Origin of the sequence: Kluyvera intermedia (genome assembly GCF_021440345.1) — a bacterium.
GTDB lineage: Bacteria > Pseudomonadota > Gammaproteobacteria > Enterobacterales > Enterobacteriaceae > Kluyvera > Kluyvera intermedia_A.
On the sequence record NZ_JAKCNS010000016.1, the window covers coordinates 56,417 to 80,768 of the forward strand.

Annotated in this window: 26 protein-coding genes; 15 read left to right on the forward strand and 11 right to left on the reverse strand. The window is 51.5% G+C overall.

What is annotated here, in order from left to right; all coding sequences use genetic code 11:
* The first annotated feature begins 82 nt into the window (after positions 1 to 82).
* From yobA to lpxP, 5 genes are all read left to right on the forward strand, one after another.
* Positions 83 to 457, forward strand: coding sequence for a CopC domain-containing protein YobA (yobA, locus tag LZ634_RS05165; protein WP_234502776.1), 375 nt, complete (start codon positions 83 to 85; stop codon positions 455 to 457).
* Positions 458 to 459: 2 nt separating this feature from the next.
* Positions 460 to 1,329: a copper homeostasis membrane protein CopD gene (copD, locus tag LZ634_RS05170; protein ID WP_234502777.1), complete on the forward strand. Its 870-nt coding sequence runs from the start codon at positions 460 to 462 to the stop codon at positions 1,327 to 1,329.
* Positions 1,330 to 1,344: 15 nt separating this feature from the next.
* Complete coding sequence (locus tag LZ634_RS05175; RefSeq protein ID WP_234502778.1) at positions 1,345 to 1,680, forward strand: YebY family protein; 336 nt, start codon at positions 1,345 to 1,347, stop codon at positions 1,678 to 1,680.
* 686 nt (positions 1,681 to 2,366) lie between these two features.
* The gene (locus LZ634_RS05180; RefSeq protein WP_234502779.1) at positions 2,367 to 2,693 is read left to right on the forward strand and encodes a hypothetical protein; all 327 of its coding nucleotides are present in this window, start codon (positions 2,367 to 2,369) and stop codon (positions 2,691 to 2,693) included.
* A gap of 370 nt (positions 2,694 to 3,063) precedes the next feature.
* Positions 3,064 to 3,999 (forward strand): kdo(2)-lipid IV(A) palmitoleoyltransferase, encoded by a 936-nt coding sequence (lpxP, locus tag LZ634_RS05185; protein ID WP_234502819.1) that lies wholly within the window; start codon positions 3,064 to 3,066, stop codon positions 3,997 to 3,999.
* 31 nt (positions 4,000 to 4,030) lie between these two features.
* Here lpxP and LZ634_RS05190 read toward each other — a convergent pair whose 3' ends face one another.
* From LZ634_RS05190 to yebS, 4 genes are all read right to left on the reverse strand, one after another.
* Positions 4,031 to 4,270 carry a YebV family protein gene (locus LZ634_RS05190; RefSeq protein WP_234502780.1) on the reverse strand — a complete coding sequence of 80 codons (240 nt, stop codon included), beginning with the start codon at positions 4,268 to 4,270 and terminating at the stop codon, positions 4,031 to 4,033.
* Positions 4,271 to 4,383: 113 nt separating this feature from the next.
* Positions 4,384 to 5,823 carry a 16S rRNA (cytosine(1407)-C(5))-methyltransferase RsmF gene (gene rsmF / locus LZ634_RS05195; RefSeq protein ID WP_234502781.1) on the reverse strand — a complete coding sequence of 480 codons (1,440 nt, stop codon included), beginning with the start codon at positions 5,821 to 5,823 and terminating at the stop codon, positions 4,384 to 4,386.
* Positions 5,824 to 5,901: 78 nt separating this feature from the next.
* Positions 5,902 to 8,535 (reverse strand): PqiB family protein, encoded by a 2,634-nt coding sequence (locus LZ634_RS05200; protein ID WP_234502782.1) that lies wholly within the window; start codon positions 8,533 to 8,535, stop codon positions 5,902 to 5,904.
* A complete protein-coding gene (gene yebS / locus LZ634_RS05205) occupies positions 8,504 to 9,787 on the reverse strand; it encodes a membrane integrity lipid transport subunit YebS (protein ID WP_234502784.1) in 1,284 nt (427 codons plus the stop codon). Before yebS ends, LZ634_RS05200 begins: the two co-directional genes overlap by 32 nt.
* 143 nt (positions 9,788 to 9,930) lie before the next feature.
* Between yebS and LZ634_RS05210 the strand changes: the two genes are divergently transcribed.
* The 4 genes from LZ634_RS05210 (at position 9,931) to htpX (ending at position 14,368) form a co-directional block, all read left to right on the forward strand.
* Positions 9,931 to 10,428, forward strand: coding sequence for a GAF domain-containing protein (locus LZ634_RS05210; protein WP_234502785.1), 498 nt, complete (start codon positions 9,931 to 9,933; stop codon positions 10,426 to 10,428).
* 97 nt (positions 10,429 to 10,525) lie between these two features.
* Positions 10,526 to 11,221 (forward strand): RNA chaperone ProQ, encoded by a 696-nt coding sequence (proQ, locus tag LZ634_RS05215; RefSeq protein ID WP_234502788.1) that lies wholly within the window; start codon positions 10,526 to 10,528, stop codon positions 11,219 to 11,221.
* A gap of 19 nt (positions 11,222 to 11,240) precedes the next feature.
* Positions 11,241 to 13,289, forward strand: a complete 2,049-nt coding sequence (prc, locus tag LZ634_RS05220) for a carboxy terminal-processing peptidase (protein WP_234502790.1) — start codon at positions 11,241 to 11,243, stop codon at positions 13,287 to 13,289.
* Between the two features lie 194 nt (positions 13,290 to 13,483).
* Positions 13,484 to 14,368 (forward strand): protease HtpX, encoded by an 885-nt coding sequence (gene htpX / locus LZ634_RS05225; RefSeq protein WP_234502792.1) that lies wholly within the window; start codon positions 13,484 to 13,486, stop codon positions 14,366 to 14,368.
* A gap of 59 nt (positions 14,369 to 14,427) precedes the next feature.
* On the opposite strand, the gene LZ634_RS05230 is transcribed toward htpX, so the two are convergent.
* Positions 14,428 to 15,801, reverse strand: coding sequence for an MFS transporter (locus LZ634_RS05230; protein WP_234502794.1), 1,374 nt, complete (start codon positions 15,799 to 15,801; stop codon positions 14,428 to 14,430).
* A 177-nt stretch (positions 15,802 to 15,978) separates the two neighbouring features.
* Between LZ634_RS05230 and kdgR the strand changes: the two genes are divergently transcribed.
* Positions 15,979 to 16,770: a DNA-binding transcriptional regulator KdgR gene (kdgR, locus tag LZ634_RS05235; protein WP_234502796.1), complete on the forward strand. Its 792-nt coding sequence runs from the start codon at positions 15,979 to 15,981 to the stop codon at positions 16,768 to 16,770.
* 50 nt (positions 16,771 to 16,820) lie between these two features.
* Here the strand turns inward: kdgR and LZ634_RS05240 are convergent, their stop codons facing one another.
* A complete protein-coding gene (locus tag LZ634_RS05240) occupies positions 16,821 to 17,060 on the reverse strand; it encodes a YobH family protein (RefSeq protein WP_234502798.1) in 240 nt (79 codons plus the stop codon).
* A 168-nt stretch (positions 17,061 to 17,228) separates the two neighbouring features.
* Here LZ634_RS05240 and mgrB point away from each other — a divergent pair, with 168 nt between their 5' ends.
* The 5 genes from mgrB to rlmA all read left to right on the forward strand — a co-directional run bounded on the left by mgrB (position 17,229) and on the right by rlmA (position 19,779).
* Entirely contained in the window at positions 17,229 to 17,372 is a 144-nt protein-coding gene (mgrB, locus tag LZ634_RS05245) for a PhoP/PhoQ regulator MgrB (RefSeq protein ID WP_035891646.1), read from the forward strand.
* A 73-nt stretch (positions 17,373 to 17,445) separates the two neighbouring features.
* On the forward strand, positions 17,446 to 17,739 hold the full coding sequence (locus LZ634_RS05250) for a YebO family protein (RefSeq protein ID WP_234502800.1): 294 nt from the start codon (positions 17,446 to 17,448) through the stop codon (positions 17,737 to 17,739).
* A gap of 694 nt (positions 17,740 to 18,433) precedes the next feature.
* Positions 18,434 to 18,550 carry a DUF2627 domain-containing protein gene (locus tag LZ634_RS05255; RefSeq protein ID WP_072277114.1) on the forward strand — a complete coding sequence of 39 codons (117 nt, stop codon included), beginning with the start codon at positions 18,434 to 18,436 and terminating at the stop codon, positions 18,548 to 18,550.
* A gap of 42 nt (positions 18,551 to 18,592) precedes the next feature.
* The gene (cspE, locus tag LZ634_RS05260; RefSeq protein ID WP_001062678.1) at positions 18,593 to 18,802 is read left to right on the forward strand and encodes a transcription antiterminator/RNA stability regulator CspE; all 210 of its coding nucleotides are present in this window, start codon (positions 18,593 to 18,595) and stop codon (positions 18,800 to 18,802) included.
* Positions 18,803 to 18,972: 170 nt separating this feature from the next.
* Positions 18,973 to 19,779, forward strand: a complete 807-nt coding sequence (rlmA, locus tag LZ634_RS05265) for a 23S rRNA (guanine(745)-N(1))-methyltransferase (RefSeq protein WP_234502801.1) — start codon at positions 18,973 to 18,975, stop codon at positions 19,777 to 19,779.
* Here rlmA and mntP read toward each other — a convergent pair.
* The 5 genes from mntP to manX form a co-directional block, all read right to left on the reverse strand.
* Entirely contained in the window at positions 19,767 to 20,336 is a 570-nt protein-coding gene (gene mntP / locus LZ634_RS05270; protein WP_234502803.1) for a manganese efflux pump MntP, read from the reverse strand. The genes rlmA and mntP overlap by 13 nt on opposite strands.
* 380 nt (positions 20,337 to 20,716) lie before the next feature.
* Positions 20,717 to 21,175: a DUF986 family protein gene (locus LZ634_RS05275; protein WP_234502804.1), complete on the reverse strand. Its 459-nt coding sequence runs from the start codon at positions 21,173 to 21,175 to the stop codon at positions 20,717 to 20,719.
* Between the two features lie 52 nt (positions 21,176 to 21,227).
* On the reverse strand, positions 21,228 to 22,079 hold the full coding sequence (locus LZ634_RS05280) for a PTS mannose transporter subunit IID (protein ID WP_234502805.1): 852 nt from the start codon (positions 22,077 to 22,079) through the stop codon (positions 21,228 to 21,230).
* A 12-nt stretch (positions 22,080 to 22,091) separates the two neighbouring features.
* Positions 22,092 to 22,892, reverse strand: a complete 801-nt coding sequence (gene manY / locus LZ634_RS05285; RefSeq protein WP_234502806.1) for a PTS mannose transporter subunit IIC — start codon at positions 22,890 to 22,892, stop codon at positions 22,092 to 22,094.
* 60 nt (positions 22,893 to 22,952) lie between these two features.
* Positions 22,953 to 23,915, reverse strand: a complete 963-nt coding sequence (manX, locus tag LZ634_RS05290) for a PTS mannose transporter subunit IIAB (RefSeq protein ID WP_234502807.1) — start codon at positions 23,913 to 23,915, stop codon at positions 22,953 to 22,955.
* Positions 23,916 to 24,352 lie beyond the last annotated feature (437 nt).

Here is a 24,352-nt window from a genome sequence, read left to right on the forward strand (position 1 = left end):
GTCCGAAGGGCGCTCATCTCGACTCGTTCATTATACAGCGTTATTCTTTGATTTAGATTGATAACAAAAAGGAATGATGGAAATGAAATTCACCACGCCTCGCGCACTCTTCGCCACGCTGTTCCTGCTAAGCGCTTTTGCCACGACGCCGGTGTGGGCGCATGCCCACTTGCAGCAACAGATGCCAGCGGCAGATTCGGAAGTCAGCCCCGCGCCGACAGCCTTGACGCTGACCTTCTCTGAAGGCATTGAGGCGAATTTTAGCGGTATAACGTTAAAAGGCGCAGATGGGAAGTCTATCAATACTGGCAAAGCGGCGCGTAGCGACACCGATAAAGCACAGCTTATCGTTCCATTGACCGAGACGCTGGCATCGGGCCTGTATACCGTCGAGTGGCACGTGGTATCGGTCGATGGACACAAAACCAAAGGTCAGTACCAGTTTAGCGTGAAGTAACCATGCTGAGCGCACTCTATATCGGACTCCGCTTTATCCACTTTGCCTCGCTGATGGTGGCGTTTGGCTGCACGCTTTATGCGGGCTGGTGGGCACCGGCTGCGCTACGCCGTCTGCTGATTCAGCGTTTCTCATCTCTGCTTCGCGGCTCCCTGGTTTTGGGGACGCTTTCGGCAATGCTGATGTTGATGGTGCAGGGCGGCTTGATGGGCGAGGGTTGGTCAGATACCTGGAAGCCGGATGTCTGGCAAGCGGTGCTGCAAACGCAGTTTGGCAGCGTCTGGTTATGGCAAATTGTGTTGGCCTGGGTCACGCTCGGCGTTCTGTGGGTGCAGCCAAGGCAGATGATGCGACGGCTTTTGCTTCTCTGCGTCGCACAGTTTATCCTGCTGGCCGGAGTGGGGCACGCCGCAATGTCTGACGGCGCGCTGGGCGCATTGCAGCGCATTAACCATGCATTGCACCTGCTTTGTGCGGCGGCATGGGTCGGCGGGTTAGTGCCGTTCCTTTACTGTTTGCGTTTGGCAAACGGTCGTTGGCGTAAGCTGGCCATCTCCACGATGATGCGTTATTCCCGTTACGGTCATCTCGCCGTTGCGGGGGCTATAGCCACGGGGCTTGTTAATGCGTGGCTCATTCAGGGCGGCTTAACGACCGCCACGGCTTATGGCCTGGCGCTGTGGGTGAAGTGTGTGTTGGTAGGGCTGATGGTCGTTGTGGCGTTGGCAAACCGTTATCTATTGGTGCCAAGAATGTCGGCGACCGATTCACGGGTCCAACGGCTTTTTCTACGCACTACGCAGGCTGAAATTATTTTGGGGGCTCTGGTGCTGGCGTGCGTGAGCGTATTCGCCACCTGGGAACCCTTTTGATGAAATGGCGAAACCATGAAAAAAATCATTCTCTCTTTGTTGTTATTAACGGTCTCTGGCTCCGCGCTGGCGGCGCAAATTATTACCGTCAGCCGCTTTGAGGTGGGTAAGGAAAAGTGGGCGTTTAACCGTGAAGAAGTGATGTTGACCTGCCGCGCAGGTAACGCGCTGTACGTCATCAATCCAAGTACTCTGGTGCAGTATCCGTTAAACGATATTGCCGAGGAGCAGGTAAAAGCGGGTAAGACACAGGCGCAGCCGCTGAGCATCATTCAGGTTGACGACCCTAAGCAACCCGGCGTGAAAATGAGCCTGGCGCCGTTTATCGAGCGCGCAGAGAAGCTGTGCTGATTCATAGCATAACGGCTTAATAAGAAATAAAAAACCGCAGCCATTCCTGATGAATGATTGCGGTTTTTTTATTATATGCCGTTTAATCGACGAAATTTTTCCGCTCACAGAGCCTGCGGACTGGAAAACCTGTCACGGTCATCTATTCTTATAAAGCATGGCGATTGAGCCTGCATTAATGCCAACTTTTAGCGCACGGCTCTATCCCAAGAGCCATTTCCCTGGACCGAATACAGGAATCGTATTCGGTCTCTTTTTATCTGCTTAATGCTATTGGCAATTTTCGAGAGTTATACAATGCCCCGCGAAAATCTGCCACAACGTCCATATCCTGTCTAAACCATATCATACTCTGCACCTTAAAAGTCCAGGTATTTTTACGGCATTGTTAAATTTTTGTATCTTAATAATCTCTGAGAAAATTTACCTCATACTCCTTTTCTTACTGCCCTCCTGACAAGCTTCTGATCTCCTGGAATGGGGGAGTAGGCTCCAGGTCCGATACCTCTCTGATATAGGCAAAACTTGGGCGAGCGCGCAGGCATCAGCCGACCCCGTTTTTAATCAATAGCTTTAGTAGGTTTGCATTTTATGGTTTTAACTGTTTGATTATTAAGAAATTATAGTTATTGAAAAGCCTAAGTTCGGTTGGAAGAATAGTGGTATCCACATTACAGGAGACGACTATGAAAACCCGCATCTTTCCATTAAGCACTAATAAGCAACGTACTTACATTTTACTCACCGAAGTGATGGACTTGTTTGAACCTTCGATCCTGGGAGGGAAAAGCAAACTGTTTAGAGCTTCTCGGCTGGCAAATATACAATATGGTGATGGCCCGGTAATTGAAGACGACATTGATTTCACTAAAAAGATCTTCAGAAGCAGGTCGAGATTTGTGGTCACGAAGTTCCTTGATGACAATAATGTTAACGTTGGTGATTTGCTTCAGATCGCAAAAATCGCGCCTTTTTCTTACAGGATCACGGCGGCAAAAAAAGCCCATCAGTAGTCATCACCAGGGCTATCTTAACATGATGCTTTTGAAGCCAGATTAAAGCTAGTGATTGATATCTATCATTAGCTTTAACTAACCTATACGCAGCTAATAATAACAAAGCAAACTATCCGCTGAATTATTTTGTAACGTTATTAAAAATCCCTATTTTTTTAATACGAAAAGGTGCATGCTTGCGGCAAGTTCAGCCACAGCCTGCCACGCCACACCTTTCTCTGTATCCGCGATGTTTTGTAAATAAGCGTCCGGGCGGGGAATTAGTCGAACGTAGTACTGTCGAACACTTATACGTACCGCGTAAGACAGATGAACGGATTCGATTTCCCTTACGCGATACCTGTGCTCCACGTTACTGGAATTAATGATGTTCAAAAATTTTGATACCCGCCTGCTTCATCCGCGCAACGCGATGAAGTGGTTCGCTCTGGCACTATTATGGCTAGTGGTACAACTCCCTTATCCGCTATTGCACACTCTGGGCACTTCCGTAGGTAAAGCATCGCGCCGTTTTTTAAAGCGTCGTGAGCAGATTGCTACACGCAACATCGAACTCTGTTTCCCCAACATGGACGCTGCTGAACGGGAAAAGCTGATTGAGCAAAATTTTATGTCGCTCGGCATGGGGCTTATCGAAACCGGTATGGCCTGGTTCTGGAGCGATGCAAGAGTTAAAAAATGGTTTGATGTTGAAGGCTACGACAATCTGATCAACGCGCTGAAAGAGCAGCGCGGCGTGATGGTCGTCGGCGTTCACTTTATGTCACTGGAATTGGGCGGCCGCGCTATGGGGCTGTGTCGTCCGATGATGGCGACCTATCGCCCGCACAACGATCCTTTAATGGAGTGGGTACAGACGACGGGCCGACTGCGCTCCAATAAAGCGATGATCGATCGCCGTAACCTGCGCGGTTTAGTTCAGGCGCTGAAAGCCGGGGAAGCCGTTTGGTTTGCACCAGACCAGGACTACGGTCCAAAAGGTAGTGTATTCGCGCCGTTCTTCTCCGTGAGCGAAGCGGCAACCACCAATGGTACGAATGTGTTGTCACGTTTGTCCGGTGCGGCAATGCTGACAGTGACCATGGTGCGTAAGCCGAATAAGAAAGGCTACACCCTGCATATTAGCGAGGCGATGACTGATTACCCTAGCGGTGATGAGATTTCAGCGGCGAGCTATATGAACAAAATTATTGAGCGTGAGATTTTACGTGCGCCAGAGCAATATTTGTGGGTACACCGTCGTTTTAAAACGCGACCACGGGGAGAATCCTCCTTATATAAGGTCGTCCCGCACGCCAAATAAATAACCCGCCGATAGGCGGGTTCTTTTTGGGTTAGACAAGCCGCATAACCCAGGCGTCGGAAGGTTGATCGTAGTGCTTACGATAGAGAACAGAGCGCTCGCCATCAAGAAGTGCCGGGATGCTGGTGTCGGCGTCCCAGGCGTCTAGCTGCATACATAAATCAGGGTCGGACTTACAAGGGATACTTAACGTTCGCTCGCCAAACTGCTCGGCGTGCAGTACGGCATCATCAATTTCAAATGCGCCGATGCGTACGCTGGTTTTACTCATAATGCTCTCCGTTAATCAGCTGATCTATCGTGGTACGACCAGTTGGTCGTACCTATTTCAGCGTAGTCAACGCAGAGATTTACGCCAGTAAAATAATGCGTTTTTTTTATTCGCTACTCCGACCTGTTACCAAACAGCTTACCATCGCGGACCAGTTCGCGCGGATAGCTGTTCTTCAGGCGTGAATTAATGCGCTTCGCCAGCCCCAGAGGAAAGCCCTGAAAGGTGACAATCACATCATCGGAAGCGGGGGATTGCTGCGGGTATACATCACGGCCACGATACCACTCCTGCGCCTCCTCCAGCGTTAGCTCATGCCCTAACTTGTCGGTTTTAGCCAGTGCAATAACCGCTTCATGCTGCCAGCGGAAGCCTTTGTTGTGCGTCTCAGCAAGTTTTAGGCCGATACGCGAGAAGCGTACTTTACCCAGCAGCGGCTCAATTTCCGTTGGGAATAGCCAGATCTCTTTATCGCGTTGCCAGAGGGTGAGCGTTTCATCCCATTCGATACCCACTTTACGTGCCGCGCTGGCCACCTCGGCGGATTCGCGGGTCTTCATTGGGAAGAACGGGAATTTGCCGACTTTATAGCCCGGCGTCGGCAGCGGCTCTATAGCAGCCGTTTTGTGCAGACGAGCAACAAAGAAGCCTTCGCAGTCGTAAATTTGCGGGAATACATGCAGAAAACCTTCCGGCGTCAGTGCCTTACTGGCGCTTGGGAACAGTTCACCCAGCGGCACAGTCTCCACTGCATCCGGGTAGCGAGACAGTAGCCAATCAATGACCGACTCATTTTCATCGCGATTAAGCGTACAGGTAGAATAGACCAGCGTTCCACCGGGGCGCAGCGCGTGGAAAGCGCTGTCGATAAGTTCGCGTTGCGTTGCAGCGATCTCAAGATTGCTGGCCGGAGACCAGTTTTTCAGCGCGTCGGCGTCTTTACGCACCACGCCTTCACCGGAGCAGGGTGCATCCAGCAAAATGGCATCAAAACATTCCGGCAGCGCCGCGCCGAAGACGCGACCATCAAAATGGGTGAGCGCGGTATTGGCTATCCCACAGCGGCTGATATTGGCATGCAGCACCTTGACGCGACTGGCGGAAAACTCATTGGCCAGCAGCATGCCGCGGTTATCCATTCGGGCGGCAATCTGGGTGGTCTTGGAACCAGGAGCTGCAGCAACGTCCATCACGCGTTCTGGTTGCACGCCGTCGGCAAATAATGCGGCGACCGGCAGCATTGAACTGGCTTCCTGAATATAAAACAGGCCGCTTAAATGCTCTGCGGTACTGCCCAGCGGCAGCGCTTCCTCGTCGTCCCGTTCAATCCAGAAACCTTCCGCGCACCATGGGACCGGCGTTAGCTGCCAGCCGTACGGCGCAACCAGCGCCAGGAAATCATCGACCGTTATTTTGAGCGTGTTGACACGCAGGCTGCGGCGCAATGGGCGCTGACAGGCATCGAGAAAATCATCAAAGTCGAGATGAGCAGGCATGGCCTCACGCATCTGCGCGAGGAATTCATCGGGAAAATAGACAGAGTTTTGAGCCACTGGCGAATACCACAAGGAGATAAAGAGCGCGCAGTCTATCATAAAACGCGCCGGTGACGGGCACCGGCGCGCAGTGATTTAACGTGGCAGGGCAGTGCCCCATTCACGCCATTCTTTGGGTTCAGACTCCAGCAACAAGAAGTGTTTTCCTTCCTGCGCTTTTGGCGCCAGCGGCGTTCCCGGCGGTGTGGCGAAGGCGATACCGCCGCGAATGAACTGATTAAAGGTGCCGGTTTTCACCACGCCGCCAATCAGGCCAAAGTCGAGGCTGTAGCCCGATGCCAGCCAGAAGACAGAGTTGTTGCGAACCAGGTGCTGATAGCGCTGGCCAATACGCATTTCGATCATCACGCGGTCAGAGAGGCTGCCCAGATGCAGGGCGGTGACCGTACCGACTTCCAGACCGCGGAACAGCACCGGAGTACCGATGTTCATCGAACCGGCTTCCGGCGCTTCGACCACAATATTCAAACCGTTCAGGTAGCGCGAGTCAGAGATAGTCGCTTCCTGCAGTTCAAAGTCACGACGCATTTCTCCGTGCCCTGGCTCGACGTTGACGTACGGCTGGAGCAACGTATCAAGATGTTCAACGCCTGCTGCCGAAATCTGCGGCGTAATCACCGAGAAGCGCGTGCCGCGACGGGCGAAGGTGCCGACGTATTCCGGATAGAGCACGGCGCTGGCCTGGACTTCATTGCGTGAGGCGTTCAGCTCAAGACTTTGCACCTGTCCGATGTCGATGCCTAAATAGCGAATAGGCATTCCGGCGGAGAGTTTATCGGCATCAAAAGCGTGCAGGGTTATCTGCCCACCGATAGCTCGAGCGGCGGTTTCTGACGGGAACAGCACTCGCTTGTCGCCTTTGCGACTGCCGTTGCTGGCCTGGTTAATGTTATCGAAGCTGACCGCGCCTTTGAGCGCCCGAGAGAGCGGAGAAGCCTGAACCGTTAACCCGCTGCCGTTAAGCTGCACTTTCGCACCGCCTTCGGCCCAGAAAACGCTGTTTGGCGTCAGCAGTGAGCGATACTCCGGCTTAATGTGCACCGCAATATCAAAGGCATTGGCGCGCGGCTGGACGGAGGTGATTTCACCCACTTCAAACTTGCGGTACAGCACGACGGAGCCGGTCTGGATATCCGGCAACGTTTCAGCGGTCAGCATCAAGGTGGTAGTCGGGTAATCACTCAGGTTGTTCTCCTGTGCTTTCTCCAGATTGGAATACAGCGGGTAGCTGGCCTTCATCGGGCCTTTTTCACCCGGCAGAATGCGGATGCCGCCGCTCAGCCACTCATTAGCGCTGGCACCGAGGAATTCCACACCATCAATACCGACTTTGACGTCCATCTTGCTGTTGACGACAAACTTACTGTCGCCGTGCACTAAATCGCGATATTGCGGATCGATGGCGATGGCGAACTCAATCCCTTTTGCGCTCAGCGTACGCTGGAGAACCTGACCAATTTTGACGCCATGCAGCATAATAGGCTGACCGCCGTCGATGCCATAGCTCTCCGGTGCCGTCAGCGTCAGCGTCATCACGCCGGGTTGCTGTAGCAATGTTTTATCGGCTGCCAGCACCGCAAAGCGGTCTTTCGGTTCACCTTCGCCAGGGACCAGCTCGAAGGTGCTGCCGGTCAACAGCATGCTGAGGTTAGGGTTATCCAGCGTCAGTTTAGGTTGATGGAGTTCGATGCGCGTTTTTTCACGCAGCAGCGTAACCACGCTTGGATCGACGGTCATTTCGCCGGTCACCGAGCCATCAGGATTGAGCGTGAGTTTGGTGAGCTGGCCAACTTCCAGCCCCTGATAGAGCATTGGCGTGGAACCGGCTTTCAGCCCGTCACCGCTTGGAAGCTGAAGCTGGATAATCACGCCGCGCTGGCTGTGTGCCAGATCTTCATATAGCCCATACTCATCGTTCTGCTCGGCCGCTTTAGAATCCGACGGTGAGTCAAAGGCAATCGCGCCATTGACCAACGCCGATAGGCTTTCCAGCTGTACTTTGGCACCGCTTAAGCCGACATCGGCTTTAACGCCGGAAACGTTCCAGAAACGGCTGCCTTTTTTTACCAGATTGGTAAAGCGACGTTCAACCAGCACATCGATAGTGACGCCCTGGTTATTCGGATTGATTGCGTAATCATAAACGCGGCCAACCGGAATTTTACGGAAATAGACCAGCGATCCGCTGCTCAGCGAACCCAAATCAGCCGCGTGCAGGTGAATCATCAGTTCGCCGTTATTCAGCCGATATTTTGGCTGGGTATCGAGTGCGGTAAAACGATCGCGCGGTTCGCCTTTGCCGGGCATCATGCCGATATAGTTACCGCCCACCAGTGCATCAAGGCCGGAAACCCCGGCAAGCGACGCTTTCGGCGTCACCAGCCAGAACTGGGTGTCGTCGCGTAACGCATCTTCCATATCGCTTTTAATACTGGCGCGAACCTCAATCTTGCTGCGGTCGCGAGCCAGGCGAATATCCTGCACCGTTCCGACCTCAACACCCTGGAAGCGTACGGGCGTCCGCCCAGGAACAATCCCGTCCGCCGACATAAAGTCGATGGTAATGGTGGTGCCCCTGTCTTCGTAGCTATTCCAGATAAGCCAGCCGGCTATCATCAGCGCGATGACCGGCAGTAGCCAAAACGGAGAAATGCGACGTTTCGTTTTAATTCGCGCCTCAGTCTGTGAAGCGGGCGTTTCCTGACTCATGTGCGTCCCAAAGTAAGCGGCTGTCCAGCCATTCAACAGCAAGAATAGTTAATATTACCGCAGCGCCAAAATAAAACGCAGCGGGACCCATCGTGAAAGCGAGAAGCTGATCGCGATTGATGAGCGACATGGTTAATGAAATCACAAACAGATCCAGCATTGACCAGCGGCCAATCCAGGTGACAAACCGCAGCAACAGGATACGCGTACGCAAACCATGCTGACATTTAAAATGAATGCTGATAAGCAGGGTCAGCATGACGATAATTTTGGTGAAGGGCACCAGAATACTGGCGATGAATACGACCGCCGCCACTGCAACATTACTGCTGGCAAGTGACATGATCCCCGAAAGGATCGTGTCCTCCTGACGGCCGCCGTTAAGATAGATGATGGAAATCGGCAGCAGGTTAGCCGGGAAAATAAAGATGATTGAGGCGACCAACGCCGCCCAGCTTTTCTGTAGGCTCTGACGACGGCGATAGCGCAGCGGCGTGTGACAGCGGCGACAGCGACCGCGAACGTCGGCAAAACCGGTGTAATGGCACTCAAGGCATACGCGTAGGTTTGCGTCCGGGCGTGTCGCGGGGCGCTGAGGATAAAAACGCTCCCACAATTGCTCAATATTCAGATGAATAAGCGTCAGAATGCTGAGCACCACTAAGATGATAAATGCCAGCAGGCCGAGGCCGGGCTGCAAAAATGCATAATCCTGAACTTTAATTGACGCCACGGCGATGCCAACGAGGTAGATGTCCAGCATCACCCACTCTTTAAGTTTATCGAGCATCAACAAGACGGGGCGGAGATTCATGCCTAAAATATTACCCAGCCACAGATAGGCGATAGCCAGCACCAGTACCGCGGGCGCGGCAACGGCGCAGAAAAATACCATTGCAGCCGTTACCGGGTGGCCCTGATCGGTCATTTGCCAGATACCGGCAAGCAGGCTGGCGTCAATTCGTACGCCAAGCAGGTGCAGCCGCAGCAGCGGTTCGCTCCAGGCAAAAGGCATTAACAGCAGCATGGTAACCGCCATCGCGCCAAGACGGGTTAGCGACCAGTCGCGCCCCTCGCGAACTTTGGCGTTACAGCGCGGGCAGTAGGCGCTTTGTGATGATTTTACGACCGGTAACCGAAAAAGCGTATCGCACTGCGGGCAACGTTGGTAATGTGCCCGCGGTAACGGTGCGCCAACGGCGTGAATACGTATTTTTTTCGTCGGTGTTATACGTGAAGTTGTCAGTGCCATTTATTACATTGATAAATGAATGTATAACTCTATCTTAACCTAAGTATGGATTCATCTTGAGCTCAAACGCACTTAATGCGTATTTTATAAGGCTGTAGAGTGAGTAACGAATCAGTAACATCGCAAACAATAGTGATTGAATAATGACCAAAACAGAATTTTACGCGGATCTTAACCGCGATTTTCAGGCATTGATGGCAGGTGAAACAAGTTTTTTAGCCGTAATCTCCAATACCAGCGCGCTGCTGTATGAGCGCCTGTCTGATGTAAACTGGGCGGGATTTTATCTGCTGGAAGGTGAAACGTTAGTTCTGGGGCCGTTCCAGGGCAAAATTGCCTGTGTGCGCATCCCTGTCGGTCGCGGCGTCTGCGGGACGGCCATTGCCGAAAATCGCGTGCAGCGCGTTGAAGATGTCCACGCTTTTGATGGCCATATTGCCTGCGATGCATCCAGCAATGCGGAAATTGTGCTGCCGCTTCAGGTTAACGGCCAGGCTCTTGGCGTGCTGGATATCGACAGCACGGTGTTCTCTCGTTTTAGCGAAGAGGACGAAGTGGGCCTGACTGAACTGGTCGGCCACCTTCAAAAAGTGCTTGAAGCCACCGATTATCAAAAATTCTTTGCACCCGTCGCAGGATAATCAACGGATAACGTAGCATTTACGGATGACGTCATTATAATGTCGCCTGTTCATGCCTGCGGCTTGTTGGCTACGTCCGTTGTAATCAGGAAATTTCATGGAAAATCAACCTAAGTTGAATAGCAGTAAAGAAGTTATCGCATTTTTGGCCGAACGTTTCCCGCAGTGTTTCAGCGCGGAAGGTGAAGCTCGCCCCCTGAAGGTCGGTATTTTTCAGGATCTCGTCGAGCGTGTTGAAGGGGAAATGAACCTCAGCAAAACTCAACTGCGTTCCGCATTACGTCTTTATACTTCAAGCTGGCGTTACCTTTATGGTATCAAAGCCGGTGCAGTTCGCGTCGATCTCGACGGCAATCCTTGCGGAGAGCTGGACGAGCAGCACGTGGCACATGCCCGCCAGCAGCTTGAAGAAGCCAAAGCTCGCGTTCAGGCTCAACGTGCTGAACAGCAGGCTAAAAAACGCGAAGCAGCGATTGCTGCAGGTGAGCCGGGTGATGCGCCACGTCGTGAGCGTAAACCACGTCCACCAGTGCGCCGTAAAGAAGGGGCCGAGCGTAAGCCGCGCGCAGCCACTACGGCGAAACCTGCTGCGAAAGTTGTTCGCGAAGTGCGTGAAGAGAAGCTGACTCCAGTATCTGATTTGTCTGCGTTGACCGTTGGGCAAGCACTGAAAGTTAAAGCGGGCAACAGCGCGATGGACGCCACGATTCTGGAAATCACCAAAGATGGCGTTCGCGTGCAGCTTACTTCGGGTCTGTCAATGATTGTACGCGCAGAACACCTGGTGTTCTGAAACGGAGGCCGGGCCAGGCATGAACAAATTCTTTAGGCTCTCCGCGCTTGCTGGTCTGTTATTAATAACAGGCCAGGCCGTAGCGGTTGATGATATTACCCGTGTTGACCAACTTCCTATCCTTAAGGAAGAGACGCAACACGCCACGGTGAGCGAGCGCGTAACATCGCGCTTTACCCGTTCTCATTATCGCCAGTTCGATCTCGATGAGGCTTTTTCAGCCAAAATCTTCAATCGCTATTTGAACCTGCTGGATTACAGCCACAACGTGCTGCTGGCCAGCGACGTTGAGCAATTTTCCGCGAAAAAAGGGCTGATTGGCGACGAGCTTCGTTCGGGCAAATTAGATGTCTTTTACGATCTCTATAACCTGGCGCAAAAACGGCGTTTTGAGCGCTATGAGTATGCGCTGAAGGTGCTTGAGCGTCCGATGGACTTCACCGGCAACGATACCTTTAACCTCGACCGCTCAAAAGCGCCGTGGCCAAAAGATCAGGCCGAGCTGAATGCGCTGTGGGACGGCAAGGTTAAGTACGATCAGCTGAGTCTGAAGCTGGCCGGTAAAGACGACAAAGAAATTCATGACACGCTGGCACGGCGCTATAAATTTGCGATTCGTCGCCTGGCGCAAACCAACAGCGAAGACGTATTCTCGCTGGCGATGACCTCCTTCGCCCGTGAAATCGATCCGCACACCAACTATCTGTCTCCGCGTAACACCGAGCAGTTTAATACTGAAATGAGCCTGTCTCTGGAAGGTATTGGCGCGGTGCTGCAAATGGATGATGACTACACCGTCATTAACTCCATGGTCGCAGGCGGCCCGGCGGCCAAAAGCAAAGCGATTAGCGTAGGCGATCGCATTGTCGGCGTAGGTCAGACCGGTAAAGGCATGGTTGATGTGATTGGCTGGCGTCTTGACGACGTAGTCGCGTTGATCAAAGGGCCGAAGGGCAGCAAAGTGCGCCTGGAAGTTCTGCCTGCTGGCAAAGGTTCTAAAACGCGTATCGTCACCTTGACCCGCGAGCGTATTCGTCTCGAAGACCGCGCGGTGAAAATGTCGGTTAAAAGCGTGGGCAAAGAAAAAGTCGGCGTACTGGATATCCCTGGCTTCTACGTGGGCCTGACTGAAGACGTGAAGGTTCAGCTGCAGAAGCTGGAAAAACAGAACGTCAGCAGCGTGATTATCGATCTGCGCAGCAACGGCGGCGGGGCATTGACCGAAGCGGTTTCGCTTTCTGGTCTGTTCATTCCGTCCGGTCCAGTGGTGCAGGTGCGTGATAACAACGGCAAAGTTCGCGAAGATAGCGATACAGATGGCGTGGTGTATTACAAGGGTCCGCTGGTGGTTCTGGTTGACCGCTTCAGCGCCTCGGCATCAGAAATCTTTGCCGCTGCGATGCAGGATTATGGCCGTGCGCTGATCGTCGGTGAGCCGACCTTTGGTAAAGGTACGGTGCAGCAGTATCGTTCACTGAACCGTATTTACGATCAGATGCTGCGTCCTGAATGGCCAGCGCTGGGCTCAGTCCAGTACACCATTCAGAAATTCTACCGTATTAACGGCGGCAGTACGCAGCGTAAGGGCGTGACGCCGGATATTCTGATGCCAACCGGCAAAGAAGAGACCGAAACCGGTGAGAAGTTCGAAGACAACGCACTGCCGTGGGACAGCGTCAATGCTGCCACTTACGTGACGTCTGGTGACATGGCGCCATTCGAACCTCAACTGCTGAAGCTGCACGATGAACGTATCGTGAAAGATCCCGAGTTCCAGTACATCGCCAAAGATATTGCGCACTTCAATTCTCTGAAGGATAAACGCAATATCGCTTCTCTGAACTACGCCCAGCGTGAGAAAGAGAATAATGAAGATGACGCGACGCGCCTGGCGCGGATTAACGATCGCTATAAGCGAGAAGGTAAGCCGCCGCTGAAGAAACTCGACGATCTGCCGAAAGACTACAAAGAGCCGGATCCGTATCTTGACGAGACGGTGAATATCGCCGTCGATCTGGCGCGGCTTGAGAAAGCCAGCCCCGCAGCTCAACCTGCTGCGAGCAAATAACCCCCAACAGGCACAAGCAATTGTGCCTGTTTTTTTTATCTCTCTCTTCTTCACGTCAACAACTATGCTACAAAATGTAAAGTTGTGTCTTTCTGGTGACTTAGCCTCACGTAATCGTTGAAAATCGCCGTATTGCCCCTACGATATGGGTAATCGCATAGTGCGTTTTGTTAAAAAGAGGTTAAAAGTAAATTATGATGCGAATCGCGCTCTTCCTGATGACCAACCTGGCTGTAATGGTTGTGTTTGGGCTGGTGCTAAGCCTGACGGGAATTCAGTCGAGCAGCATGACGGGTCTGTTGATTATGGCGCTGCTTTTTGGTTTCGGCGGTTCCATTGTTTCATTGATGATGTCGAAATGGATGGCCCTGAAATCGGTCGGTGGTGAAGTGATTGAGCAGCCGCGTAACGAACAGGAACGCTGGTTACTGCAAACTGTTGCCCGCCAGTCAGAGCAGGTCGGTATTGTTATGCCGCAGGTTGCGCTGTACCACGCGCCGGATATTAATGCCTTTGCTACCGGTGCGCGCCGTGACGCCTCGCTGGTTGCCGTCAGTACCGGTTTGCTGCAGAACATGAGTCGTGACGAAGCGGAAGCGGTCATCGCCCATGAGATTAGCCACATTGCCAATGGCGATATGGTGACCATGACCCTGATGCAGGGCATCGTGAACACCTTCGTTATCTTTATCTCCCGCGTTATCGCGCAGATTGCGGCCGGTTTCCTCGGCGGCAACCGCGACGAAGGTGAAGAGGGCGGCAACGGTAACCCGCTGATCTATTTCGCGGTCTCCATGGTACTTGAGCTGGTGTTCGGTATTCTGGCCAGCATTATCACCATGTGGTTCTCCCGTTATCGCGAATTCCATGCGGATGCTGGTTCGGCAAAACTGGTTGGCCGTGAGAAGATGATTGCGGCTCTACAGCGTTTGAAAACCAGCTACGAACCGCAGGAAGCTAGCAGCATGATGGCGTTCTGCATTAACGGTAAGTCGAAGTCGCTGAGCGAAATGTTCATGACTCACCCTCCGTTGGATAAACGTATTGAAGCGCTGCGTAGCGGCGAGTACATGAAATAAGAAAAGCGCCTCGAATGAGGCGCTTTTTTTGATCCGATTTCGTTTAGCGATGTCGGATTTTAGCTTTGTGCCCGAGGTTGGGTAACTCGCAGTGCGCTAAAGAGCGTTGCCACCACCGCCAGCGTGCCGGCGAGCAGCAGCGAAACGTGAGTCCCGCCGTTGCCAAACACGTTGAACATCAGTGCGACCAATGCGGCACCGGTACTTTGCCCCAGTAAACGTGCGGTCCCTAGCATCCCGCTGGCACCGCCGCTACGATGACGTGGTGCAGACGCGATAATGGTGTGGTTGTTAGGCGACTGGAATAGACCAAAACCCGCGCCGCACAGCAACATACGCCAGATAATGTCGATGTCGCTCGGAGACGACGGTAGCATCGCCATCGCAAATAACCCGCAGGCCATAACGCCCATCCCCAACGCCCCCAGTAATCCAGCATGTACGCGCTCAATCAGATAGCCCGCCAGCGGTGCCATCACCATGGTCGCCAACGGCCACGGCGTCAGCAGCAGACCGGTTTCAACCTCGGTTCGGCCCACGATGCTTTGCAGAAAGAAGGGGAGTGAGACCATCGCCAGCATCTGGGCGCAGAAGGAGCAAATAGAGGTGCAAATGGAAAGTGAAAACAGTGGGATGCGCAGCAGGTCAACGGGCAGCAACGGCACCGGCAGGCGAAGCTGGCGGCGAACGAAGAAGAAGCCAACGACCAGCAGAGCCACCAGTTCGGCACTTACCAGCACCAGTGATTGCCCCTGAGCAAAGCTGCTCAGCGCGGTAATCAACAGGCCGAAGGTCAGCGCATTCATTACCGCACTTGGTAAGTCAAAACGCTGTGTCTGACTACGGGTACCGTTCGACGGCAGAAAACGCACGGCGAGTAGCCAGGCAATAATGCCCAGTGGAACGTTAATCAGGAACAGCCACTGCCAGGAAGCCAGCGACAAAATGGCGGCGGCAATCGTCGGCCCAGCGGCGGAAGAGACGGCCACGACAAAAGAGTTGATCCCCATCCCACGCCCTAGCTGGCGCTGCGGATAAATCAGGCGAATCAGCGCCGTGTTCACGCTCATCAGTGCGGCTCCACCGAAACCCTGCGCAATTCGGGCAAGAGTCAGCATTTCCAGCGAATGCGACAATGCGCAAAGCAGCGACGTGAGGGTAAACACGATCAACCCGGCTTTGTAGATACGGTGGTAGCCAATCATATCGCCGAGGAAGGAGAGGGAGAGCAGAGAGATAACAATCGCAATCTGATAGGCGTTAACTATCCAGATAGAGGACGCGGGCGACGCGTTAAGGTCGCTGGCGATGGTAGGCAGGGCAACGTTGGCAATCGCGCCGTCGAGTACCGCCATGGTGATGCCAATGACAATGGTCAGAATCGCCCCATAGCGCTGAGGTAATGGCAAGCCATCGATGAGAGGTTTAGTCATGTGAAGAACTTGTTTTTGGGGAAATTATTAACCAGGAAATGATTCTAGCATTGATTAATCATTTCAATGTCGCAGATTTGTAACCAGGTCACAGAAGTTTCATTGCTACAAAGGGATTGCGAAATTATAATAAAAACCGGTTCTAATATTTATAAAACAGTTGCGATGAGGTGATAAATGTCAGCAGCGGATTTGGACAAACAGCCAGATTCTGTCTCTTCGGTACTAAAGGTTTTTGGTATCCTGCAGGCACTTGGCGAAGAACGCGAAATCGGCATTACTGAACTTTCGCAGCGCGTCATGATGTCAAAAAGCACCGTTTATCGCTTTTTGCAGACCATGAAATCATTGGGGTACGTTGCCCAGGAAGGGGAATCCGAAAAGTATTCGCTCACGCTGAAGCTGTTTGAGTTGGGTGCTCGCGCATTACAGAACGTTGATTTGATCCGCAGTGCGGATATTCAGATGCGTGAACTCTCTCGTCTGACTAAAGAAACGGTTCACCTGGGTGCGTTGGATGAAGACAGCATCGTCTACATTCATAAGATTGATTCCATGTACAACCTGCGCATGTACTCTCGCGTAGGTCGCCGTAACCCGTTGTACAGTACGGCAATTGGTAAAGTGTTGCTGGCCTGGCGTGAAACTGACGAAGTGCGTCAGATCCTCGAAGGCGTAGAATATAAGTGCAGCACCGACCGCACCATTGCCAATACTGATGAGCTGATCACCGTGCTTGAACAGGTGCGTAAGCAAGGGTATGGGGAAGATAACGAAGAGCAGGAAGAAGGGCTGCGTTGTATCGGCGTACCGGTATTTGACCGCTTTGGCGTGGTCATCGCTGGGTTGAGTATCTCTTTCCCTACGCTGCGCTTCTCTGAAGAGCGTCTGCATGAGTATGTGGAGATGCTGCATACGGCGGCACGTAAAATTTCAGAGCAGATGGGCTATAACGATTACCCATTCTGAGTCTGACAATAAAAAGCCCGGCGATGACCGGGCTTTTTTTTCATCTTTTTTTAACCTTCATCGATGACGCTGGTGCTTTTACGCAGCAGTGGGCAGCTTGAGCGGCCAACGATGCCGTTGTCCCCGTGCAGGTAAAACGCAGTACTGAATCCCTGAGCCGTCAGATACTTACACTGTAACCCTAAGCCTCCGGCGGTCTTCTGGCTGCCTGCCAGTACGCCGTACCCGCTCAGGAGAACGCCAATACCGACGATAACCAAAAAGATGACGGTTCTGATAAACAGGCGCATAAGAATTCCTCTTCTATTATTTGTTTCATCAATACTACGTTACTTCGATAACCGATTGACACAAGTCTATGATTCCTAAAAGCACCAGATGCTATTACAGTTAGCCGCGGTTTAAGGTTAGCATGCTAACTTGGTTGCATCTGAATAAGAAGTCATGCGGAGAGTGGAGTGAAAAAGTTTCGGTGGGTATTATTGATACTCGTGATTGCTGCTTGCTTACTGCTGTGGACGCAAATGATCAACGTAATGTGCGATCAGGACGTTCAATTTTTCAGCGGTATTTGCAGTATCAACAGGTTTATACCCTGGTAAAACATTTTTACTGGCAGCGATTTCCTTCCGTAGTGTGAGTGGTAGAATAGATCGTTCCTTTTGAGGTGGTAAAATGAGTGATCTTGTAAGTTCTGGGGCATTAAATCTGGTTTCTCTGGCGTTATCCTTCCTTCTGCTATTAGTCGGTCTGGTTTTGTGGTTTTTTGTGAACCGCGCCAGCTCACGTACTAATGAGCAAATCGAACTCCTTGAAGCACTGCTCGATCAGCAAAAGCGCCAGAATGCGCTGTTGCGTCGGTTGTGTGAGGCAAGTGAGCCAGAGAAAAAAGAAGAAGAAGCACCAAAAACTGAAGTAGTAGAAGACAATAACGAAGATGATTTTATTCGCCTGGTCGCAGAGCGGTAATCTCGTTGTATGACGACTCCAGGCAGCCTGTGATAGGCTGCCGGACGAAATCCGATGCCCTTTCCCGATGCGTCTCCCCGTGTTCCTCTGGTCGATGACTTCCCTGCGCGCAATGTCGGGCAATCTATAACGATTTGTTATTGTTATTAGCCTGCGATTGGTGAGTTTAATTTACGACGGATATATTATGGCTCGAATTAGCATAGTATCGCTGCTTAATTAATAGCCGGATAATCTGCATTTAATTAGCGAAACGTTTTTATTGCGCCGTTATGAGGCAGTGTCACAAAATTTTCATTATTTTAGTGCACACTCGATGCGTTATTAACCAGATTGCCCGTGTAAGTTCTCCATGTAAATGCGCCGCGCTTATAACTTCCAGCAAAAGGCATGTGAAAAAGTTATAGCGAAAATATATCTAACGATATATAGAAAGATGAAGCATTTGGATGAGTCTGAACACAGATTAAATGTGGGGCTATGTTAAAAAAGTCTTACGTTACCGTAATCTAGGTCACATTTAAGATCTGCTAACATCCCGCGAGTACGATGCTTCAGGGCGTACAGATGCGTGGGCGGACCAATGATTTGTTAGGATTTGTGCGGCTGATCGAGACACGTTTAAAAATGGCTTGCCATTAATTACGTTGTATGTGATAACACGTTTTGGGTTAAACGAGGTACAGTTCTGTTTATGTATGGCATTATCAGTAAAGAAGTTCTGAGTAAACACGTTGACGTTGAATACCGCTTCTCTGCCGAACCTTATATTAGTGCCGCATGCAGTCATGTCTCAGTTTTATCTATATGAAAACGCCTGCGGGCGCAGAAAACACTCTAAGGAATTTTGCAAATGGCAAAGATTAAAGGTCAAGTTAAGTGGTTCAACGAGTCTAAAGGTTTTGGCTTCATTACTCCTGCTGATGGCAGCAAAGATGTATTCGTACATTTCTCTGCAATCCAGGGTAACGGCTTCAAAACTCTGGCTGAAGGCCAGAACGTTGAGTTCGAAATTCAGGACGGCCAGAAAGGCCCAGCGGCTGTTAACGTAACCGCTATCTGATTCGACAATCACTGATCTTGCGGCGCGTCAGCGCATCATTATCAGATATAAAGCCTCGCGAATGCGGGGCTTTATCATTTTTAGCCCGGCCATTTTTACCACCGCTTCGCCTTCCTCCCTTGCCTGAATAGCGGTACACTTTCGGCCTTTAAGATTATGCCGGAGTCGTTATGTCCTACAGCTGTCCGCTCTGCCACGCGCCCCTAACGCGCAGCGGCAATAGTTACCTTTGCCCACAGCGTCATCAGTTTGACCAGGCAAAAGAGGGCTACGTCAATCTCCTGCCGGTACAGCATAAGCGTTCCCGCGATCCGGGAGACAGTGCGGAAATGATGCAGGCACGGCGCGCGTTTCTGGATGCCGGGCATTATCAGCCGTTACGCGATGCCGTCAGCGCGAAGCTAAACGCGATTAAACCTGAACATCTGCTGGATATTGGCTGCGGGGAAGGGTACTACACGCACGCCTTTGCTGCTGTAGCAAAAGAAACCTGGGGGCTGGATGTCTCTAAAACGGCAGTTCGCTATGGCGCGAAGCGTTATCCGCAGGTGAACTTCTGCGTGGCGTCAAGCCAGCGTTTGCCATTTGATGACGTCAGCATGGATGCGGTGATACGCATTTATGCCCCCTGCAATCCTGCGGAACTTAAGCGCGTGGTCAAACCAGGCGGCTGGGTGATAACGGTCACGCCGGGCCCGCGTCATCTTCTCGAAATGAAAGGGTTGATTTACAACGAAGTGCAGCTACATGCGCCGCATTCTGAGGTAATAGACGGTTTTACCTTGCAAAGCCACGAGGCGATAGCCTATCCGATGCAGTTAAGCGGTGACGAAGCGGTGACGCTTTTGCAGATGACGCCGTTTGCATGGCGGGCAAAACCAGAGGTGTGGGAAACGCTGAAGCAGAGTGAGCGGTTCGATTGCCAGACGGATTTCGCGATTCACGCCTGGCAAAGAGAGAACGATTACCCCATGTAGTGCGCGTAGAGGATCTGCGCGCCAATGGCGATTAACACGATACCACCGAGAATTTCCGCCCGTTTGCCAAGCAGCGGGCCAATGTAACGCCCGACCATCATTCCCAGCGTCGACATAATAAAGGTCGCACAACCAATCGCAAAAGCGGTAGCCAGAATATTGACCTGCAGGAATGCCAGACCTACACCGACGGCCATCGCATCAAGGCTGGTGGCAATGGCCGTCGTGACCAGAAGCCAGAAACCGTGACGACGTGGCGCCTCTTTATCTTCTTCACCATCATCACCGCGGAAACCTTCGATGACCATTCGCCCGCCGAGGAAAATCAGCAGCGCGAAGGCGACCCAATGGCTCCACTCCATCACGAATTGACTGGCGAGCATTCCCAGGCCCCAGCCAATGAGCGGCGTCAGCATTTCGATCACGCCAAAAATCAGACCGGTACGCAGGGCTTCAGAAAACTTAGGTTTATTGAGCGTCGCGCCTTTACCGATTGATGCAGCAAACGCGTCCATCGACATGCCAAAGGCAAGAAGAATTGTTGCGGTTAAATTCATGAAGATGTCCAGACCGGGAAGTTTCCATATGACACATTACTGCCCCCAGTAATCAGCAGTGAATGCGTCTATGGTCTCGCTTGACTACGATGTGTAATCCGTACGCACCACGTTTTTCAACGAGTATGTTGACACGTACATTTCCAAGGGATGGAAATCAGCTACTCCCCAACGACGGGCGCAACCTTAACATATTTTTATAATATAAAACAACAATTGCTATTGCTTATTTATTTGTTTGATGATAACGATTTTCATTTAGATTTATTGCGTAATCAAGAGGTTAAAAAATATCGAAAGGTTATGCACAATAAACATAGCCAACGCTATAAGTTATCTGCTCTTAAATAGTACAGATATAGCGATGGCTATATTTTAACCTATTGATTATTAACGAGTAGGTTGTAGATCTTTTCCAGGTCGTCAATATTCTTGACGCGAACAAGCAGGCGACGCTTTTCTAATTGCATCACCAGTACGCCGTCTTCGGATAAATTCATTTTTTGGATACGGCTATATTTTATCCACACATTACCAAAGAAGAAGCCTTCCGTTTTAAAGATGATTTTTGGGCTGCGGATCCAGAATAGATAAAAACCCATCAATGCGAGTGCGCATAATAACCATGTGGTAATAAGCGCGCCGTGGCTGGTGACATTGTTGTATACCAGGATGACAATCAGCACGACGAAGATAACGCTGTCTACGCGACCAGGGCGCAGGAGAGGGACGGCGAGCAGGGTGGTGCCATGACGGCGGGGCATGATGAACTGGTCATAAATAGCGAAAGCCAGTAGTGCGACGATGAAAAGGACCAGTACTAGATCCGTTATGGACATTAAGCCTCCAGATAAAAAAACCGGGGGCAGGGCCCCCGGCGTACTTCAGATATTACAGACCCAGCAGGCCGACAGCGTAGCCCGCGATACCGATGACGAAGAAGCCAACGATGATCCACAGGGCGTTAACTTTCTTACGCAGCAGCCACATACAGGCGAAGGTCAGCAGCAGAGGAACCAGGCCCGGCATCAGCTGGTCAAGGATAGTCTGTACGGTGGTGACACGCGTTTGACCATCCTGACCGGTGATGGTCGAAACCACCAACGGGATATTCACGTGCGTCCACTTGTTAACCAATGCCCCCATGACAAACAGGCCGAGGATTGATGCCCCCTCAGTCAGTTTCTGCAGGAAGCCGCCGCCCATGTCCGAAACGATATCGATACCTTTACGATAACCGTAAGCCACACCGTAGTAACGGGTTGCCAGACGCACCAGGTTGAACAGGATGAAGAACAGCAGTGGCCCAAGCAAGCTACCGCTCATCGCGATACCGGCACCCAGTGCTGCGAATACTGGACGTACGGTACCCCAGAAGATTGGGTCGCCCACGCCAGCCAGCGGCCCCATCAGACCAACTTTGATACCGTTGATGGCAGCATCGTCGATCTCGGCACCGTTCGCACGCTGCTCTTCCATCGCCAGCGTAACGCCCAGTACCGGCGCGGCTACGTATGGATGGGTGTTAAAGAATTCCAGGTGACGTTTGATGGCTTGCTTACGCGCATCGTTATTCTCTGGGTACAGGCGACGAATCGCTGGCACCATAGAGAAACAGAAACCCAGCGCCTGCATACGTTCGAAGTTCCATGAACCCTGAAACAGGTTAGAACGAAGGAACACGCCACGAATATCACTCGGAGTGAGTTTTTTCTCGGTGGTAGTTTTAGTCACATCAACCATTTCGCTCACCTGTTAGTCCAATTCGTTATCAAGATCGTTAGAACCAGCGGCCTGAGCAGGGGCACCTGCAGCGCGGTTATATTTCGGGCTCAGCTGGATGTAGAGGATTGCCATTACCGCACCAATCACGCCCAGAGCAACCAGGTTAAAGTTAGTAAATGCAGCAGTGACGAAGCCGAGGTAGAAGAACGGCATCAGGTAGCCTGCGCGCATCATGTTGATGACCATCGCATAACCCACTACCACGATCATACCACCGGCAATGTTCAGACCGCTGGTGACGACTTCTGGAATGGCGTTCAGCATGCTCTGAACTTCGCTGGTACCGACGGAGACCGCAACAATGACTGCTGGAATAGCAATACGCATCGCCTGCAGGAACAGGGAAGAAACGTGAATCCACGACAGCGCCGTGAGGTTTCCGTTGTCTGCCGCTTTATCCGCTGCGTGCTGGAATGCAACAGTGATGGTACGAACGATAATGGTCAGAACCTGACCTGCTGCTGCCAGAGGGATAGCCAGGGCGATACCTGCGCCGATACCCTGATGGCCTGCAATGACCAGAATGGTAGAAATAATAGAGGCTAGCGCGGCATCAGGCGCAACGGCTGCACCGATGTTCATCCAACCCAAGGCGATCATTTCCAGGGTACCACCGATGATAATACCGGTTTTCATATCCCCGAGAACGATACCGATCAGCGTACAGGCGACCAGCGGACGGTGGAACTGAAATTCATCGAGTATCGACTCCATACCCGCAATACATGCGACGATGAACACCAGCACAATCTGAAGAGTGGTAATCTCCATTGTACTTCTCCTATTGCTTATTCAGACTTAAGTGTGAAGGCTAAAACATTGCCAAATCAGTTATTTCGCTATTTTGGCAATCAGATCCATCATTTTCAGTTTCTGATCGGTGGAAACTTTACGGACTTCCAGCTCGATCCCACGTGCGTTCAGTTTGTTAAAGGCCTCAATATCCTTCTCGTCAACGGATACAGCATTGTTTACCTGGGTTTTACCCTGGCGGAACGCCATACCACCAACGTTTATGGAGGTCACTTTCACGCCGCCTTCCACGATACGTTCAACGTCGGTCGGGTTGGTGAACAGCAGCATCACACGTTCACCCGCATATTTCGGGTTGTTGTAGACGCGGATCATTTTAGCGACATCGACAACGTGTGCCGTGACGCCAGGAGGTGCAACCTGAGTCAACAACGTTTTACGCACGGTATCAGCGGCCACTTCATCGCTGACCACAATAATGCGCGTAACGTTGGTTTCTTTGGTCCAGCGGGTGGCAACCTGCCCGTGAATTAAACGGTCATCAATACGTGCCAGGCCGATTTGCATGTAATCGTTTGGACCCATTGGCTTAGCAGGTGCTGCAGCTTTCGGCTTAACAGGTGCTGGAGCGGCTTTTTCAATCGGTTTCGCTTTCAGCGCTTTCACGCCTTCACGACCGGTTTCAACAGCCAGCGCCACCAACTCATCAAAGCTTGGGTTATCATCGCGAGACATAAAGGTTTCGACCAGCATCGGTACGTTGACGCCAGCGATTACTTCATAGTTTTCTTTATCAACAACAATGCGGCTTGCCGCGTTGAATGGGCTACCGCCCCATGTATCGACCAGGAACAATACGCCTTTACTGGTATCAAGCTTCGCCAGCTGTGCGGTGTATTTTTCGATTAACGTTTCTGCATTCTCGCCAGGCACGAAATCGATCCAGCCAACATTTTCCTGCTCGCCCAACAGCATCTCTGCCGTTTTCAGCAGTTGCTCTGCTGCCCAACCATGTGTGCCTATTACAATAGCAATCGTCACTTGCTACCTCCTTTTATTATGTGTGTATCAGTAGGGCTGATACCATATGAGCCGATGTCGTTACCGAATCGATTCAGACAAGGGTTAGAGAGATAAACCAATAGTTACCGAGAATTATTTTAGACAGTGAAAGAATATTTAATGTGATGAAGATCCGTAATTTAGTTAAAGGGTTGCAATTATTTTGCGGCGTAAAAAATAGCCTTACATTTTGCAAAGACTGGTAAATCTTTGCCAAAAATTCTCTTTATTTTGCTATGTTAATGTTTCGTTTAATCACACAGGAGTATAGGGCATCAGCCCGTAGTATGGATCGTCACCGACGCCTTTTCGCATTTGCCCGCTTTTGCGGCACATCCCCCGGCCATGCGCGCCAACTTTTTCTATCGTCAGGTATCGTCTCGCTTAAACATGACATAGCGATGACCCGTCTTGTC